We start from the raw sequence: 14,060 nt of genomic DNA on the forward strand, positions 1-14,060 counted from the left end.
ACGCGCTTATCGCTAAGGTAAGCGGCTTTGCCGGATGGCGCTGCGCTTAGCCGGCCTACAAGGACTTTACCCGTAGGCCGGATAAGGCGTTTACGCCGCCATCCGGCGCGTTCACGCATCAGGATCCCACCATGACCACCATCGCTCTCATCGACGACCACCTTATCGTCCGCTCCGGATTTGCCCAGCTTTTGAGCCTTGAACCTGACTTTCAGGTCGTGGCCGAGTTTGGTTCCGGTCGCGAGGCGCTGGCGGGCCTGCCGGGTCGCGGAGTGCAGGTCTGTATCTGCGATATCTCGATGCCGGATCTCTCGGGGCTTGAGCTGTTAAGCCAGCTGCCGAAAGGGATGGCGACCATCATGCTCTCGGTCCACGACAGCCCGGCGCTGGTCGAGCAGGCGCTTAACGCGGGCGCGCGCGGGTTCCTCTCTAAACGCTGTAGCCCCGACGAACTGATCGCCGCGGTGCGTACGGTCTCCACCGGCGGCTGCTATTTAACGCCGGATATCGCCATCAAGCTGGCGGCCGGACGCCAGGATCCGCTCACAAAGCGCGAGCGTCAGGTTGCGGAAAAACTTGCGCAGGGGATGTCGGTAAAAGAGATTGCCGCGGAGCTGGATCTGTCCCCGAAAACCGTACACGTTCATCGCGCCAACCTGATGGAAAAACTCAACGTCAGCAACGACGTCGAGCTGGCGCGCCGCATGTTTGACAGCTGGCAATGAGTCCCGTCTTTTCGCGGCTGATCGCCGTCGTTGCCAGCTTCTTTATCTTCTCCGCCGCCTGGTTCTGCCTGTGGAGCATCAGCCTGCATCTGGTGGAGCGCCCGGAGCTGGCGGTACTGCTGTTTCCCTTCGGCCTGCGTCTGGGGCTGATGCTGCAATGCCCGCGCGGCTACTGGCCCGTTTTGCTGGGCGCAGAGTGGCTGATGCTGGTCTGGCTGGCGCAGGAAGTCGCCCTCGCGCACCTTCCCTTATTGATGACCGGAAGCGTGCTCACGCTCCTCCCGGTTGCGCTGATTTCCCGCTATCGTCACCAGCGCGACTGGCGCACCCTGCTGCGTCAGGGGGCGGGGCTGATTGCGGCGGCATTGCTACAGTCCCTGCCGTGGATTGGCGAGAAGGAGATGCTTAACGCCCTGCTGCTGACCCTGACCGGCGGCCTGACCCTGGCCCCGACCTGCCTCGTCATCTGGCATTACCTCACCAGCACCGTCTGGCAGCCGCTCGGCCCGGCGCTGGTATCTCAACCGGTGAACTGGCGCGCCCGGCACCTCATCTGGTATCTGCTGCTGTTTGTGGTGAGCCTGTGGCTACAGCTTGGCCTGCCCGCCGAGCTGTCACGCTTCACGCCGTTTTGCCTGGCGCTGCCGATTATCGCCCTGGCCTGGCACTACGGCTGGCAGGGGGCGCTGATCGCCACGCTGATGAACGCCATCGCGCTGATTGCCAGCCAGACCTGGCACGACCATCCTGTGGATTTACTGCTTTCCCTGCTGGCCCAGAGCCTGACCGGGCTGCTGCTCGGCGCGGGCATTCAGCGCCTGCGCGAGCTGAACCAGTCCCTGCAGACCGAACTGGCGCGCAACCGGCGTCTGGCGGAGCGCCTGCTGGAGACGGAAGAGAGCGTGCGGCAGGAGGTCGCCCGCGAGCTGCACGACGATATCGGCCAGACCATCACCGCCATTCGCACCCAGGCGGGTATTGTCCAGCGCCTGGCGGCAGAAAACGCGGGCGTGAAGCAGGGCGGGGCGCATATCGAACAGCTTTCGCTGGGGGTGTATGACTCCGTTCGCCGCCTGCTGGGACGGCTGCGCCCGCGCCAGCTCGATGACCTGACGCTGGAGCAGGCTGTACGCTCCCTGATGCGCGAGATGGAGCTGGAAAGCCGCGGGATAGTCAGCCATCTCGACTGGCGCATCAATGAAGCTACCCTGAGCGAAGGTCAGCGCGTGACGCTGTTCCGCGTCTGTCAGGAGGGGCTGAACAATATCGTCAAACACGCCAGTGCCAGCGCGGTCACGATCCAGGGCTGGCAGCAGGACGAGCGCCTGATGCTGGTGATTGAGGACGACGGCTGCGGCCTGCCGCCGGGCTCCGGCCAACAGGGCTTTGGCCTGGCGGGCATGCGCGAGCGCGTGAAGGCGCTGGGCGGCACGCTGAATATCTCCTGCACCCACGGGACGCGCGTCAGCGTCAGCCTGCCGCTAAGGAGCCACCATGTTTAAAACCCCCGCCAATGCCGCGCCGATAACCGATAAAGCGGAAATCGACGCCCGCTACCGCTACTGGCGTCGGCATATCCTGATCACCATCTGGCTCGGCTACGCGCTGTTCTACTTCACCCGCAAAAGCTTCAACGCCGCCGCGCCGGAGATCCTCGCCAGCGGCGTGATGACGCGCACCGATATTGGCCTGCTGGCGACGCTGTTTTACATCACCTACGGCCTGTCGAAGTTCTTCTCCGGCATCGTCAGCGACCGCTCCAACGCGCGCTATTTTATGGGCGTCGGGCTGATCGCCACCGGCGTGGTGAACATCCTGTTTGGTTTCTCCACCTCGCTATGGGCCTTTGCCCTGCTGTGGGCGCTGAACGCCTTTTTCCAGGGCTGGGGCGCGCCGGTCTGCGCCCGTCTGCTCACCGCGTGGTACTCGCGCAACGAGCGCGGCGGCTGGTGGGCCGTCTGGAACACCGCGCATAACGTCGGCGGGGCGCTGATCCCGATGGTGGTGGGCGCGGCGGCGCTGCACTACGGCTGGCGCGCGGGGATGATGATTGCCGGTGGCCTCGCGATTGTCGCCGGGCTGTTCCTCTGCTGGCGCCTGCGCGACAGGCCGCAAACCGTTGGCCTGCCGGCGGTGGGTGACTGGCGGCACGACGAGATGGAGATTGCCCAGCAGCAGGAAGGCGCGGGGCTGACCCGCAGGGAGATCCTCACTAAGTACGTGCTGAAAAACCCCTACATCTGGCTACTGTCGCTCTGCTACGTGCTGGTCTACGTGGTGCGTGCGGCGATCAACGACTGGGGCAACCTGTACATGTCCGAGACGCTCGGCGTGGACCTGGTGACCGCCAACTCGGCGGTGACGATGTTCGAGCTGGGCGGGTTTATCGGCGCGCTGGTGGCGGGCTGGGGCTCGGATAAGCTGTTCAACGGCAACCGCGGGCCGATGAACCTGATTTTCGCCGCCGGGATTTTGCTCTCCGTCGGCTCGCTGTGGCTGATGCCGTTTGCCAGCTACGTGATGCAGGCGGCGTGCTTCTTCACCATCGGCTTCTTCGTCTTTGGCCCGCAGATGCTGATCGGCATGGCGGCGGCGGAGTGTTCCCACAAAGAGGCGGCCGGCGCGGCGACGGGCTTTGTCGGGCTGTTTGCCTACCTCGGTGCGTCGCTCTCCGGCTGGCCGCTGGCGCGGGTGATAGACGTCTGGCACTGGAGCGGGTTCTTCGCAGTGATCGCCATCGCGGCGGGGATTTCGGCCCTGCTGCTGCTGCCGTTCCTCAGTGCGCAGGCCCCGCGTGAGGTGAGCGAAGCGTGATGCGCCTCACCTTTTCGCCCCGAATGGCGCAAAACTAAGAAATTTTCCCGGTTCCGCCTGGACGCTGTCTCAGGCGTCTCTCCCGGCTGATTTTTACAATGCGGCAAAAATCAGCTCAGGAGTAACTCAGTCATGCTGGCCTTCTTAAACCAGGTGCGCAAGCCGACCCTGGATCTGCCGCTCGATGTGCGGCGCAAAATGTGGTTCAAACCCTTCATGCAGTCTTATCTGGTGGTCTTTATCGGCTACCTGACCATGTACCTGATCCGCAAAAACTTTAACATCGCGCAGAACGACATGATCTCCACCTACGGGCTGAGCATGACGCAGCTGGGGATGATTGGCCTGGGCTTCTCCATCACCTACGGCGTGGGGAAAACGGTCGTTTCCTACTACGCGGACGGCAAAAACACCAAGCAGTTCCTGCCGTTTATGCTGATCCTCTCCGCTATCTGTATGCTCGGCTTCAGCGCCAGCATGGGCGCGGGTTCCGTTAGCCTGTTCCTGATGATCGCCTTCTACGCCCTGAGCGGTTTCTTCCAGAGTACCGGCGGGTCGTGTAGTTACTCCACCATCACCAAATGGACCCCGCGCCGCAAGCGGGGTTCCTACCTCGGCATGTGGAACATCTCCCACAACCTCGGCGGAGCGGGTGCGGCAGGCGTGGCGCTGTTCGGCGCGAACTACCTGTTTGACGGTCACGTGATCGGCATGTTTATCTTCCCGTCGATTATCGCCCTGATCGTCGGCTTTATCGGCCTGCGCTTCGGCAGCGACTCCCCGGAATCTTACGGTCTGGGGAAAGCCGAAGAGCTGTTTGACGAGGAGATCAGCGAAGAGGACAAAGAGACCGAAGAGAACGAGATGACCAAATGGCAGATCTTTGTTGAGTACGTGCTGAAAAACAAAGTGATCTGGCTGCTCTGCTTCTCGAACATCTTCCTCTACGTGGTGCGCATCGGTATCGACCAGTGGTCGACCGTGTATGCCTTCCAGGAGCTGAAACTCTCTAAAGAGGTGGCGATTCAGGGCTTCACCCTGTTCGAAGTGGGCGCGCTGGTCGGCACGCTGCTGTGGGGCTGGCTCTCGGATCTCGCCAACGGTCGTCGCGCGCTGGTAGCCTGCGTCGCGCTGGCGCTGATTATCGCCACCCTCGGCGTGTACCAGCATGCCAGCAACCAGTACGTTTATCTGGCGTCCCTGTTCGCGCTCGGCTTCCTGGTGTTTGGTCCGCAATTACTGATCGGCGTGGCGGCAGTGGGCTTCGTGCCGAAAAAAGCGATCGGCGCCGCCGATGGGATTAAGGGCACCTTCGCCTACCTGATCGGCGACAGCTTCGCCAAACTGGGTCTGGGGATGATCGCCGACGGCACGCCGATTTTCGGCCTCACCGGCTGGGCAGGCACCTTCGCCGCGCTGGATGCGGCAGCCATCGGCTGTATCGTCCTGATGGCGATGGTCGCGGTGCTGGAAGAACGCAAGATCCGCCGCGAAAAACGCGTGCAACGTTTGAAAGCAGCCTGAGTGTGCAGGTAACTTTTTGCCCGGCATGATGCCGGGCTTTTTTACATTCCCACCCCGATTACCTTACCCCGCTTTACACATCCACTCCGCCCTATGCTCTACAGTTTTATTTCGCTGCCGCCTTTCGCGCAGCCTTAGCCCTTTTTGCTAACGGAGAGCTTGCATGTTGACCCGACGATTGTCCTGCCTTGCGCTGCTGATGGCGCTGGCCTCACCCGCGATGGCGGCGGATACCCCCACCTACGGCGAAAAGCTGGAAGGGTTTGACTACGCCTGGCCGGTGAAACACTTCACCTTCACCTCGCAAAATCAGTCGCTGGATATGGCGTATCTCGACGTGAAGCCGGAAAAAGCCAACGGCCGCACGGTGGTGCTGATGCACGGCAAAAACTTCTGCGCCGGTACCTGGGAGGGCACTATCCGAGCGCTTACCGCCAGCGGTTATCGGGTGATCGCTCCTGACCAGATTGGCTTCTGTAAATCTACCAAGCCGGAGCGGTATCAGTACAGCTTCCAGCAGCTGGCGGACAATACTCATGCGCTGCTGAAAACGTTGGGCGTCGATCGCGTGACGGTTATCGGGCATTCGACCGGCGGCATGCTGGCGACCCGCTACGCGCTGATGTGGCCGCAGGCGGTGGAACAGCTGGTGATGGTCAATCCGATTGGTCTGGAGGACTGGAAAGCGCGCGGTGTGCCGCATATTACGGTCGATCAGTGGTATCAGCGCGAGCTGAAAACCAGCGCTGACGGCATTCGCCAGTACGAGAAAAATACCTACTATGCCGGGGAGTGGAAGCCGGAGTATGAGCGCTGGGTCACCATGCTCGCCGGGCTGAATAACGGGCCGGGCAAAGAGCGTGTCGCCTGGAACTCGGCGCTGCTCTACGACATGATCTACACCCAGCCGGTTATCTATGAATTTAGTGAGTTAAAGATGCCGGTATTATTGATGATCGGTACGAAGGACAACACTGCCATCGGGAAAGACCTCGCTCCGCCGGAGGTGCGTAAGCAGCTCGGTAACTACGCGGTGCTGGGCAAAGAGACGGCGAAGCGCATTCCGCACGCGACGCTGGTGGAATTTAGCGACATGGGCCACGCGCCGCAGATGCAGGATCCTGCACGCTTCCACGAGGCGCTGCTGAAAGGGCTTCAGGCGCGCTGACTCGTCTCCAGCAGCAACCCGCGCAGCCACGCCTGCGCGGGGTTGCGGTGCGTTCTGCCGTGCCAGGCCATGCTTTTGGTAAAGCCGGGCACGGGAACCGGTGTCTCGCAGACAAACATCCCCGTCTGGTTTTCCGCTATACGTGACGGCACGACGGCAATCATATCGCTGAGAGCCAGCACGTCCGGCAGGACCAAAAAGTGGCTCACCGAGAGTCCCACGTGCCGCATTCGACCAATCTTCTCCAGCGCGCCATCCGTTACGCCGCGAAAACCGGCGCCCTCGTAAGAGACCAGCACATGCTCCAGGGCGCAAAATCGGTCTATCGTCAGCGGTTTTCCGGCTTCCGGATGGTTGGCGCGCATCATGCAGACGTACCGTTCATCATAAAGCGCACGGCTGTGAAGCTCATCTGGCGTGGTGTGCGGAGTGATGAGCGCCGCGTCAACGCTTCCCCGCTCAAGCTGGCTGACCAGACGGTCGGATTCCACGGGTACCACCCGCACACGGATGGCGGGTGCCCGGGTTTTGAGGGCGGCAATAAAGGGCACCATCACCGCCCGCAGGGCGTAGTCGGTGGCGGCGACGGTAAAGGTCAGGCTGGCGCTCAGGGGATCGAATTCGGTGGGCTGTAGCAGCACGTCGATATCCGCCAGAATGCGTTTTACCGGGGCGGCCAGCGTTTCTGCGCGGGTGGTCGGCACCATGCCGTGCGGGGCGCGGATAAACAGCGGATCGTCAAAATAATCGCGCAGGCGGTTGAGCATGCCGCTGACCGCAGGCTGGGTCAGGGATAAGCGCGATGCTGCTCGCGTGACACTGCGCTCATCCAGCAGCGCATCCAGGGTTTTTAAAAGATTCAGATCCAGCGTGCGGATATCCGTTTTCATTATTCACTACCACCTGTTTTCAGTGCATTAATACGACGTTGTCCGCTGTCGACGCGCTGCGTTTCCCGATATTATGCTCGACAAACCGTAAGGAGAATTCATGGTCTGGATAATGCTGGCTACGCTTGCCGTGGTGTTTGTGGTGGGCTTTCGCGTCATGACGTCGGGCTCCCGACGCGCCATCCGTCGTCTCAGCGAACGTTTGGGGATCACCCCTGTGCCGCTGGAATCGATGATCGACCAGTTTGGCAAAAGCGCTGGCAATGAGTTTATCCGTTACCTTGAACGCCCGGACGAGGCGCACCTGCAAAATGCCGCCCAGGTGCTGCTGATCTGGCAGGTCTGCATTGTCGACAGCAGTGAAAACAACCTGATGAGCTGGTATCGCCTGCTGCGCAAGGCGCGTCTCGCCGCGCCGATCACCGATGCCCAGATCCGCCTGGCGCTCGGCTTTATGCGCGATATGGAGCCCGATCCGTACGAGCTGAATGCTTTCCAGCTGCGCTATAACCAGCTCTTCCTGCCGGAAGAGGGGGTCTTCTTCCTGCACTGATATCCCCCGGTGGCGCTTCGCTTACCGGGGCTACAAAACCCGTAGGCCGGTGCAAGCGCAGCGCCGCCCGGCAAAAAACCACACTGATATCACGCCTCGTGATGAGGATTATAAAACATCATCATTAGATTTATACCACTACGCGGCGCACCATCATCTCATCAACAACATGATGAGGTGAACCATGAATCAATCCGCCATTGTCTGGCCGCAGGAATTTCTGCCAGGCACCACAGATAACTTTGCATCCAACGAAATCATCGTCGCCGGGCTGACCGCGCAGGCCGTCTGGGACCAACTGAACGATACCCGCCTGTGGCCGACGTACTACAGCAATGCCGACGACATTCGCTTTCATGACGACAGCGGCCCGCTGCTCAGCGCCAACGCCCGTTTTCGCTTCACCACCTTCGGCTTTCCGGTAGAAGCCCGGGTTACCGAGTATGTGCCGCCGATGGCGGGGCAGGCCGCGCGTATCGCCTGGCACGGCTGGGTGGAGGGGGAGGCTGACACCCGACTGGACGTGATTCACGCCTGGCTGTTTGAAGACCTGCCTGGCAACCGGGTACGCATCCTGACCCAGGAGTCGCAGAAAGGCGTTCCGGCGCAGGAACTGGCGCGCACCGTACCAAACCCGATGATCAACGGGCATCAGGAGTGGATTGTCGGGCTGGCGAAGGCGGCACGTGGCTAACATCCCCCGGTGGCGCTGCGCTTACCGGGCCTGCAGCCCCCGTAGGCCGGTGCAAGCGCAGCGCCGCCCGGCAAAAAGTGCCAAAAGTTGTCGAAACGTTAAATAGATCACACTTTAACTGTTAAACTGCACGGCTTTCCCGCTCGTTTTCTCCCCAGGTGATGCCATGACAGAACAGATCCAATCCGCCCCTTCGCCCCATGCTAAAGCGGTCTCCCGCCCGAACTGGTCGGCGGTTTTTTCCGTGGCGTTTTGCGTCGCCTGCCTGATTACCGTGGAGTTTTTGCCGGTCAGCCTGCTGACGCCGATGGCGCAGGATCTGGGCATTTCTGAAGGGGTGGCGGGGCAGTCGGTCACCGTTACCGCCTTTGTCGCCATGTTTGCCAGCCTGTTTATTACCCAGGCGATTGGCACTACCGATCGCCGTAAGGTGGTGATCCTCTTCTCTGTCCTGCTGACCCTCTCCTGCCTGCTGGTCTCCTTTGCCGATAACTTTATGTTGCTGCTGCTGGGACGCGCCTGCCTCGGGCTGGGGCTCGGTGGATTCTGGGCGATGTCGGCCTCGCTCACCATGCGGCTGGTGCCGGCGCGTACCGTGCCGAAAGCGCTCTCCGTTATCTTCGGCGCGGTCTCCATCGCGCTGGTGATTGCCGCGCCGCTGGGCAGCTTCCTCGGGGGGATTATCGGCTGGCGTAATGTTTTCAACGGTGCCGCGGTGATGGGGCTGCTATGCATCCTGTGGGTCTGGAAAGCGCTACCGTCGCTGCCGGGCGAAGCCGCGCATCATAAACAGAACATGTTCAGCCTGCTGAAACGCCCCGGCGTGCTGGCGGGGATGATTGCCATCTTTATGTCTTTTGCCGGACAGTTTGCCTTCTTTACCTATATCCGCCCGGTGTTTATGACCATGGCCGGGTTTGACGTTGACGGCCTGACGCTGGTGCTGCTGAGCTTTGGTATCGCCAGCTTTGTCGGCACCTCGCTGTCGGCGCAGTTCCTGAAACGCTCCCTGAAAGTGGCTCTGGCGGGGGCTCCGCTGGTGCTGGCCATCAGCGCCGCGGTGCTGATCCTGTGGGGTAGCGACAAGTGGGTGGCCTCGGCGATTGCCATTATCTGGGGCTTTGCCTTTGCGCTGATCCCGGTGGGCTGGTCGACGTGGATCACCCGCTCGCTGGCCGACCAGGCCGAAAAAGCCGGGTCGATTCAGGTGGCGGTGATCCAGCTGGCGAATACCTGCGGTGCGGCAGTGGGCGGCGTTGCGCTCGACCATCTGGGACTGACGTCACCGCTGGTGATTTCCGGCACGCTAATGCTGCTGACGGCGCTGCTGGTGGCGGGGAAGGTTAAGGCGAAGTAGTACTTTTCTCCCTCTCCCGTGGGAGAGGGTTGGGGGGAGGGCATCAGGCTATGCCGATGCCTTAACCCGTCTTCTCGAGTCCATCGAAATCAACACCACCGACGACACAATCAGCAGCGTGCCCAGCCAGTCCGGCAGGGTGAACGCCACGCCCAGCAACATCACCGACAGTAACGCGCTGCTCAGCGGCTCGGCGCAGCTCAGAATGCTCGCCTTTGGTCCGCCAATCATCTGCGCGCCTTTCAGGTACAGGCTGAACGTCACCGCCGTGCCAATCACCACCAGGTAGAAAAACGCCAGTAGCAGGCTGCCGTCGACCACGAAGGCGGTGCCGCGCCCGGCATAGAACGGCGTCAGCATTAACCCGGCCAGCAGCATGCTCCAGCCGACTATCGGCAGGGTGCCGTAGCGGGCAATCAGGGTGGAGGGGTAGGTGGTATAGAACGCCGCAGCGAAGGCGGAGGCGATGCCCCAGCAGAGCGCGGCCGGGGAGATGGTCAGCGAGGTGGGATCGCCGTGAGTCACCAGTAAAAAGGTGCCGACCAGCGAGGTCATGATCGCCGCCAGCACGAAAATGCCCGGGCGCTTTTTACGCGCCAGCGCGAACCACGCCACGATAATGGTCGGGGAGAGGAACTGCAGCACGGTGGCGGTGGCGGCGTTGGATTTTTCAATCGTCACCAGGAAGGTGAGCTGCACGATCAGCGCCCCGAACAGGGAGAAGATCAGCAGGCTGAGGGCATCTTTGCGATTTTTGATGACCGAGAAAATCTTGTCGCCGTGGACGAATGAGAGGGTCAGCAGGATCACGCCGGCAAACAGCAGGCGGATCATGGTCAGATAGGGCGAGGGGATCTGACTTTTCTCCATGATGTACTGCGCGCAAACCCCTGAGCTGCCCCATAAAATGGCGGCGATCAGGACGTTCAGCATCCCTTTACGTGTGGAACCCATGTTCTCCCCTGCTATGTCGATTTTTTTCTAGCATAACATGGGAGCCTTGCCCGGCGGCGCTGTGCTTGCACGGGCCTACAAAATTAGTAGGCCGGGTGAGCGCAGCGCCACCCGGCAATACTTACCTCAGAACCAGGCCTCCCACATCGCGCCGACGTTGAAGTCGTCCAGGGTCTCGTCCTGGGTGTTGTTCACGCGGGCGGTGCGTTCGTTATCCACCTTGCCGCCGGTGACGTAGAAGCGCAGCATCGGACGGAACTCCGGCCCCATGGCGATGGAGATGTTCTGCGACAGGGTCAGCTTCCAGCCCTTGTTATCCCCGCCCTTGTCATAATCCACATGCTGCCAGCCCGCTTCCAGCCAGGTGGAGTGCACGTCGTTCCACCAGTGCATCGGACGCACGATGGCGTTGTAGTTCTTGCGGTTGTCGGTGCTGTCCCGGCTGTTGTCGTAGTCGTGGAAGGCCAGAATGTACTCCACCTGGGTCGCCTGGGTGAACTTGTGCAGCCCTTCGAAGCTGGCGTACACCGTGGTCAGGTCCTCGGTTTTGTTGAACACGCTGTTGTCCGAGTTATCCGAGTAGCGGGCAATCACCTTGTTCACGCCGCTGTCGTTGGTGTGGCTCAGGACCACGCCGCCCTGCCAGGCGTTGGTGCGCTCTTCAGTGTCGATGGCCTTCGAGTCAAAGCCGTAGTTGGCGTACAGCTCCAGGTCGACGGGGCCGAGCTTCATGCCGTGAATTTTGGAGGTGGCGGCATAGTTGCCCTTGTCGCCGGTGCCGGAGCCGCCGGTACAGGTGATGCGCGACGGGTTGGCCTCGTCATTCATCACCTGCGGGCTGCAGGATTCCACCGCCGCCACGGTGGCCACGTCAAACTGCACGCCGCCGATGTCGAAGTTCTTCACCCCGGCACCCTGGCCGTCGTGGTTCATCCAGAAGTAGTCGTTGATGCCCTGCTGCGGACGCTGGTGGAAGTCACGCCCGGCCCACAGATAGGCGTTCGGGTTGGATTCCAGAATGTTGGTCACCCCGGCGTAGGCCTTTTTCAGGTTAACCTCGTCGCCCCAGTGGTCGATCATCACGTTGACGTCCCAGATGGCGCCGTTTTCACCCCTGAAGGCTTTGGAGAGCTGGAACTCGCCGCCGTTGCCTTCGTTACCCAGACGACCAATCGCGGACGCGCCGTTGTAGGAGCCGTCCACCGCGACGTATTTCTGATCGGCGGCCTGGAAGTGCGCCCCGTAGCGGGCATAGCCGGTAAATTTAATCCCGAACGGGATGGCCATATCCGGGGACTGGGCGGCGCTTTGCGGCTCGGTCACCACGTCGGCCTTTTTCGCCACCGCGGCATCCATTTTCGCCTGGCGATCCGCCAGGGCTTTATCCACCGCTTTGGCCACAATGGCGTCGATTTGCTCCTGCGTGAACTCCTGGGCGAGGACAGAAATCGGGCAAAGCGCGGCGATAACCGCCATTGTTAATGGAAGTTTTTTAATCATATTCATGGTTATCTCAATATAGTTAAATTTTATTCAGACAATAACCACCCGGTTCTGGATGGACAGAATATGTCGCTATCATCAGAACAAGTTGATTTTATATTTTTTAGGATGCAGAGGCTTTACACTATTATCGTAACGGTATCTCCGGCGCTGATATTTAATAATTAACGCTGATATAAATGAATAATCTCTTCGGATAATTCACGGGCCAGCAGCGAGTTCATTAAGTGATCCTGGGCGTGCACCATAATTAACGTCATCGGCTGACGGGCTTCGCCTGCGTCCTGCTCGATAAGTTTGGTCTGCATATGGTGAGCCTGGCGCGCGTAGCCATCGGCTTCGCGCAGCAGGCTTTTCGCTTCGTCAAAGTTGCCCTGCCGCGCAGCATGCAGTGCTTCAAAGCACAGGCTGCGCGACTGACCAGCATTGACGATGATTTCCATTACGGCTTCTTCTAAGGCAATCATCATCTTCTACTCTATATATCGAAACTATTATTCACAGAGGTGGCGGCAAACCACTCTCCGCTCTTTTTAATGGTGCGCTGCTGCGTTTCCAAATCGAGCTGGACAAAGCCATAACGGTTTTTATACGCATTGCACCACGACCAGTTGTCAATAAATGTCCACATATGGTAGCCAAGACAATTACAGCCTTCGCTAATTCCTTTATGTAACCATTTAAGGTGTTCAGAAATAAACTCGATACGATACTGGTCGTTAATCTGACCGTTCTCAATAAAACGCTGCTCGTTTTCGACGCCCATTCCGTTTTCAGAAATAAAACAGCGTGGGTTGCCGTAATTATCCCGCAGGTTAATGAGAATATCGTAAATACCCGGTTCGTAGATTTCCCAACCGCGATACGGGTTCATCTTGCGGCCCGGCATCTCGTAGCTATCGAAGAACCACTCCGGCATAAACGGTGCCTGCGGGTTGATGGCCGTATCACGACACTTCACCCGACGCGGCTGGTAGTAGTTAACCCCCAGCAGGTCGATTTTACCGTCGGCAATCAGCGCGCTGTCTTCCGGCAGACAGGCAGGCAGCTGATCGTGCGCTTTCAGCATCGCCACCAGATCCGCCGGGTATTCGCCACACAGCACCGGATCGAGGAAGCTGCGGTTAAACAGCAGATCGCAATGGTGTGCGGCTTTCACGTCCGCCGGGTTCTGCGAGCGCGGATAGGACGGCGTCAGGTTCAGCACGATGCCAATCTCACCAGGGTAATGCCCGGCGCGGAAGGCGCGAACCGCCTGGGCATGGGCCAGCACGGTGTGATAAGCCACGGTCGCCGCGCGACGGAAATCGACCACGTTCGGGTAGTGGAAGTCATACAGATACCCGCCCTCTACCGGCACAATCGGCTCGTTAAAGGTAAACCAGTGCATCACCCGATCGCCAAAAAGCTCAAAGCAGGTTTCTGCGTAGCGGGCATAGGCCGCTACCACATCACGGTTCTCCCACCCGCCAATCTCCTGCATCGCCATCGGCATGTCGAAGTGGAACAGGGTGATAAACGGCTTGATGCCCTGGGCAAGCAGTTCGTCGATCACCTGATTGTAGAAAGCAACCGCTTCCTGGTTCACTTCACCAACGCCTTCCGGGATCAGACGCGCCCAGCTTATCGAGGTGCGAAAGCTATTGTGGTTCAGCTGCTTTAACAGCTGAATGTCGGCTTTCCAGTGCTGATAAAACGTGGAGGTATTCTGCGGCCCCACCCCGTTGTGAAAGCGATTCGGCTCTGCGGCAAACCAGTGATCCCAGATGGATAATCCTTTACCACTGCCCTGGCTTTCCCCTTCTGTTTGAGTTGCAGAACTGGCGCTACCCCACCAGAAGTTTTCGGGAAATGCATATTTCATAAAACGTCCTCTTT

General features: G+C 60.0%; 13 protein-coding genes. 8 read left to right on the forward strand and 5 right to left on the reverse strand.

What is annotated here, in order from left to right:
• The first annotated feature begins 131 nt into the window (after window positions 1-131).
• The 5 genes from uhpA to WFO70_RS17965 all read left to right on the forward strand — a co-directional run bounded on the left by uhpA (window position 132) and on the right by WFO70_RS17965 (window position 6,231).
• A complete protein-coding gene (gene uhpA, locus WFO70_RS17945) occupies window positions 132-725 on the forward strand; it encodes a transcriptional regulator UhpA (protein WP_337018042.1) in 594 nt (197 codons plus the stop codon).
• Complete coding sequence (uhpB, locus tag WFO70_RS17950; protein ID WP_337018044.1) at window positions 722-2,227, forward strand: signal transduction histidine-protein kinase/phosphatase UhpB; 1,506 nt, start codon at window positions 722-724, stop codon at window positions 2,225-2,227. The genes uhpA and uhpB overlap by 4 nt, the downstream gene beginning before the upstream one ends.
• Window positions 2,220-3,539 carry an MFS transporter gene (locus WFO70_RS17955; protein ID WP_337018046.1) on the forward strand — a complete coding sequence of 440 codons (1,320 nt, stop codon included), beginning with the start codon at window positions 2,220-2,222 and terminating at the stop codon, window positions 3,537-3,539. Before uhpB ends, WFO70_RS17955 begins: the two co-directional genes overlap by 8 nt.
• Before the next feature lie 132 nt (window positions 3,540-3,671).
• Window positions 3,672-5,063 carry a hexose-6-phosphate:phosphate antiporter gene (gene uhpT / locus WFO70_RS17960; RefSeq protein WP_337018048.1) on the forward strand — a complete coding sequence of 464 codons (1,392 nt, stop codon included), beginning with the start codon at window positions 3,672-3,674 and terminating at the stop codon, window positions 5,061-5,063.
• Between the two features lie 163 nt (window positions 5,064-5,226).
• Window positions 5,227-6,231: an alpha/beta fold hydrolase gene (locus tag WFO70_RS17965; RefSeq protein WP_337018050.1), complete on the forward strand. Its 1,005-nt coding sequence runs from the start codon at window positions 5,227-5,229 to the stop codon at window positions 6,229-6,231.
• Here the strand turns inward: WFO70_RS17965 and WFO70_RS17970 are convergent.
• Entirely contained in the window at window positions 6,219-7,121 is a 903-nt protein-coding gene (locus WFO70_RS17970) for a LysR family transcriptional regulator (RefSeq protein WP_337018052.1), read from the reverse strand. The genes WFO70_RS17965 and WFO70_RS17970 overlap by 13 nt on opposite strands.
• Before the next feature lie 100 nt (window positions 7,122-7,221).
• Between WFO70_RS17970 and WFO70_RS17975 the strand changes: the two genes are divergently transcribed.
• The 3 genes from WFO70_RS17975 (at window position 7,222) to nepI (ending at window position 9,725) form a co-directional block, all read left to right on the forward strand.
• Window positions 7,222-7,674: a DUF1198 domain-containing protein gene (locus WFO70_RS17975; RefSeq protein WP_337018054.1), complete on the forward strand. Its 453-nt coding sequence runs from the start codon at window positions 7,222-7,224 to the stop codon at window positions 7,672-7,674.
• 184 nt (window positions 7,675-7,858) lie between these two features.
• On the forward strand, window positions 7,859-8,368 hold the full coding sequence (locus WFO70_RS17980) for an SRPBCC domain-containing protein (protein ID WP_337018055.1): 510 nt from the start codon (window positions 7,859-7,861) through the stop codon (window positions 8,366-8,368).
• 166 nt (window positions 8,369-8,534) lie between these two features.
• The gene (nepI, locus tag WFO70_RS17985) at window positions 8,535-9,725 is read left to right on the forward strand and encodes a purine ribonucleoside efflux pump NepI (protein WP_337018056.1); all 1,191 of its coding nucleotides are present in this window, start codon (window positions 8,535-8,537) and stop codon (window positions 9,723-9,725) included.
• 48 nt (window positions 9,726-9,773) lie between these two features.
• Here nepI and WFO70_RS17990 read toward each other — a convergent pair whose 3' ends face one another.
• From WFO70_RS17990 to WFO70_RS18005, 4 genes are all read right to left on the reverse strand, one after another.
• Entirely contained in the window at window positions 9,774-10,679 is a 906-nt protein-coding gene (locus WFO70_RS17990; RefSeq protein WP_337018058.1) for a DMT family transporter, read from the reverse strand.
• A gap of 126 nt (window positions 10,680-10,805) precedes the next feature.
• Entirely contained in the window at window positions 10,806-12,185 is a 1,380-nt protein-coding gene (locus WFO70_RS17995; RefSeq protein ID WP_337018060.1) for a carbohydrate porin, read from the reverse strand.
• A gap of 161 nt (window positions 12,186-12,346) precedes the next feature.
• Window positions 12,347-12,649, reverse strand: a complete 303-nt coding sequence (locus tag WFO70_RS18000) for a PTS lactose/cellobiose transporter subunit IIA (protein WP_072250852.1) — start codon at window positions 12,647-12,649, stop codon at window positions 12,347-12,349.
• Window positions 12,650-12,660: 11 nt separating this feature from the next.
• A complete protein-coding gene (locus tag WFO70_RS18005; protein ID WP_337018062.1) occupies window positions 12,661-14,046 on the reverse strand; it encodes a glycoside hydrolase family 1 protein in 1,386 nt (461 codons plus the stop codon).
• Between the last annotated feature and the right edge of the window lie 14 nt (window positions 14,047-14,060).

Source organism: Leclercia sp. AS011 (genome assembly GCF_037152535.1).
GTDB lineage: Bacteria > Pseudomonadota > Gammaproteobacteria > Enterobacterales > Enterobacteriaceae > Enterobacter.

What these genes read in the sequence shown, in the direction of transcription:
- WFO70_RS17970 (WP_337018052.1), bottom strand. Translation starts at nt 7,121, where the DNA reads ATGAAAACGGATATCCGCACGCTGGATCTGAATCTTTTAAAAACCCTG.
- uhpB (WP_337018044.1), top strand. Translation starts at nt 722, where the DNA reads ATGAGTCCCGTCTTTTCGCGGCTGATCGCCGTCGTTGCCAGCTTCTTT.
- WFO70_RS17955 (WP_337018046.1), top strand. Translation starts at nt 2,220, where the DNA reads ATGTTTAAAACCCCCGCCAATGCCGCGCCGATAACCGATAAAGCGGAA.
- WFO70_RS17995 (WP_337018060.1), bottom strand. Translation starts at nt 12,185, where the DNA reads ATGAATATGATTAAAAAACTTCCATTAACAATGGCGGTTATCGCCGCG.
- uhpT (WP_337018048.1), top strand. Translation starts at nt 3,672, where the DNA reads ATGCTGGCCTTCTTAAACCAGGTGCGCAAGCCGACCCTGGATCTGCCG.
- WFO70_RS17975 (WP_337018054.1), top strand. Translation starts at nt 7,222, where the DNA reads ATGGTCTGGATAATGCTGGCTACGCTTGCCGTGGTGTTTGTGGTGGGC.
- WFO70_RS18000 (WP_072250852.1), bottom strand. Translation starts at nt 12,649, where the DNA reads ATGATTGCCTTAGAAGAAGCCGTAATGGAAATCATCGTCAATGCTGGT.
- uhpA (WP_337018042.1), top strand. Translation starts at nt 132, where the DNA reads ATGACCACCATCGCTCTCATCGACGACCACCTTATCGTCCGCTCCGGA.
- WFO70_RS17965 (WP_337018050.1), top strand. Translation starts at nt 5,227, where the DNA reads ATGTTGACCCGACGATTGTCCTGCCTTGCGCTGCTGATGGCGCTGGCC.
- nepI (WP_337018056.1), top strand. Translation starts at nt 8,535, where the DNA reads ATGACAGAACAGATCCAATCCGCCCCTTCGCCCCATGCTAAAGCGGTC.
- WFO70_RS17990 (WP_337018058.1), bottom strand. Translation starts at nt 10,679, where the DNA reads ATGGGTTCCACACGTAAAGGGATGCTGAACGTCCTGATCGCCGCCATT.
- WFO70_RS17980 (WP_337018055.1), top strand. Translation starts at nt 7,859, where the DNA reads ATGAATCAATCCGCCATTGTCTGGCCGCAGGAATTTCTGCCAGGCACC.
- WFO70_RS18005 (WP_337018062.1), bottom strand. Translation starts at nt 14,046, where the DNA reads ATGAAATATGCATTTCCCGAAAACTTCTGGTGGGGTAGCGCCAGTTCT.